Here is a 2,512-nt window from a genome sequence, read left to right as displayed (position 1 = left end):
GAAACAAAAAATGCGGAAGAGTTAATTTTTATTTCTTTTCCAAAGGAAAAAATTCAAATGGCACGTGAAATATTGTCAGAGAAAAAGCAAATGTATGTGTTTTTGCAGAAAGATTGGGAATGGAGAAAGATGTCATGAATCCATGGCTATTTGCTGGTTGTATGTTGCTTGTAGTCGTGGCATTGAACATTTGTTTATGGATGGGGCAATGTGTGATGAAACGCTTCAAAATGCGGAGAATCAAGCGTCAAAATTAAAGATGTTACATACATGAGGAGGAATGGGTAATGGGAAAAACATTATTTATTGCGGAAAAGCCGAAAGTTGCATACGAATTATTGAAATCACCACGTTTTAGAAATGCAGAGAAACATATGGGGAGCAAACCTTATTTTGGGTACTTTGAGAACCATCAGTACATTATTAGTTGGTGTTCCGGTCATTTATTGGAGCTGAAGCATCCAGAAGAAATAGATGAGAGATACAAAGAATTTAAATTTGAACATTTGCCTCTTTTGTTAGAGCCAGAATACAAAGTGAAGCAAGATTATATCGAACAAATCAATATTCTAGTAGATTTGTTGCAACGCCAGGATGTAGATCATGTGGTCAACGCATGTGATGGAGACCGTGAGGGTGAGCTGATTTATCGTGAAATGTATGAATATGCGGGCGTAAATAAACGACAATCTCGCCTCTGGCTTGCTTCGTATGAGCCAGCAGAATTAGAGGCGGGGTTGAACCGATTAGAGCCAGGGGAACACTATGACGGACTTGCAAATTCCGCTAAAGCGAGGCAATACCTAGACTATCTTCTCGGAATCAATGTGACAAGAGGATGTACAACGAAACTTGCTAAAAATCAATTCTTATTGGCAACGGGGCGTGTGCAAATGTGTCTGTTACATGAGATTTGGCAACGTGAGGTAGCCATAGAGAATTATAAGGAACAAACCTACTACAATCTAAAACTCATCACAGAGAATGGATTAGAAGCGGTTATGAAGACAGAAGATCAGTTATTAGATCCAGCTCCCTTACAAAAGCTTGGTGAAAAATTAGTTGGTACAGCACTAACAGTAACAGAGTTTAAAGAGAATACGAGAAAAAAGAAACCAAAATTGTTATATAACCTGACGGATTTGTATAAAGATGCTCATGCGAAATTAAAGGTAAGTGCAGAAACCGCTAAAAAACATATTCAGAGTTTATATGAGGAAGGATGGATTTCCTATCCTCGTTCATCGTCCAGGCATTTGCCAACAGAAAAGGTAGGCAGAGTACAAGAAGTATTCCAGGCTTTGCAGTCTACCAATTATGCGGAGTTGGTGCAACTTGTAGATACGCATACCATTACAGAAAAACATGCCACATTTAACGATGAGCTTGTAGATAGTCACTTTGCCATCATCCCGACAACAAAACCATATGACGGGACCAATAGAAAACCATTAGAAATTCAATTATATGACCTCATTGTGAAACGATTTATTGAGAATTTTATGCCACCGGCTGTTTATTTGGTACGTGAGGCACAGTTTATGGATGTTGACGAAAATATATACAGTACGAAAGAGAAAGTTTTGCAGGAAAAGGGATTTTTAAGCGTATTTCATGAGGACATGGAAGAAGGTTCTGTGGAAAGCTTTCAAATCCCTTTTTTGTATGAAGGGGACTCATTTCAAATCGTAAAACATGACTTAATGCAGTCGAAAACAAAGAAACCAGCATTTCATACGGAAAGCTCCATTCTAACGTTTATGGAGACCGCCGGTCGTAAGTTGGACGATGACCATTTAAAAGAGTTAATGAAAGGAAAGCGGATTGGAACGGTTGCGACAGAAGAGACCTTTATTCCAAAACTCGCAACGAGAAATTATATCACGGTTACTAACGGTCAAATTCGTACAACGAAAATTGGTCGTGCATTTGTAGAGAAATTTCCAATAGATGAAATCAAAAATCCAGCTTATACGGCTGAAATGGAAGGGATGATTCATATGATCGAAAAGAAAGAAATGCCATACGGTGAGTTTGTAGAACAAACGAATACATTTGTAAAAGATACAGTTGAAAAATTAGGAGAAACGGATGAAAAAGTAGCGGACGAAATGATTCGGAATTGGAATCAACAAATTGAAGTGTGTCGTTGCCCATGTAGAAAAGGAAAAATCCTTCATAAAGGAAATTTCTATGGGTGTAGTAATTACCCAGAATGTGAGATTCGTATGCCGAAGAAAATTAAAGAAAAATCCATTCCAGAAGCGCAGGTCAAAAAGCTGTTTGAAAGTAAGAAAACGGATTTATTGAAGGGATTTAAATCTGGTGAGAAAGAGTTCTCAGCTTATTTGGTATTGCGAGAAGGAAAGGTGCAATTTCAGTTCCCAACGACAGAAGAGATGTCTCTTGGCAAGTGTCCAGCATGTAAAAAAGGGGACATTCTTCACCGAAAAACATTTTTTGGGTGCACAGCATATAAAAATGGTTGTAAGTTCATGTTGCCAGCAAAAAT

At 38.1% G+C, this 2,512-nt stretch carries 2 protein-coding genes; both read left to right on the top strand.

Annotated features, from left to right (window positions below; translation table 11 throughout):
• Positions 1–134 precede the first annotated feature (134 nt).
• Positions 135–257, top strand: coding sequence for a hypothetical protein (locus HRG09_RS29455; protein ID WP_255299145.1), 123 nt, complete (start codon positions 135–137; stop codon positions 255–257).
• A 30-nt stretch (positions 258–287) separates the two neighbouring features.
• A partial coding sequence (locus tag HRG09_RS27880; RefSeq protein ID WP_174104039.1) for a type IA DNA topoisomerase occupies positions 288–2,512 on the top strand: 2,225 nt, incomplete at its 3' end.

The organism is Bacillus sp. Xin1 (assembly GCF_013314535.1).
Classification (GTDB): Bacteria; Bacillota; Bacilli; order Bacillales; family Bacillaceae_G; genus Bacillus_A.
This window is presented reverse-complemented; position numbering and strand designations above follow the sequence as displayed.

What these genes read in the sequence shown, in the direction of transcription:
- HRG09_RS29455 (WP_255299145.1), top strand. Translation starts at nt 135, where the DNA reads ATGAATCCATGGCTATTTGCTGGTTGTATGTTGCTTGTAGTCGTGGCA.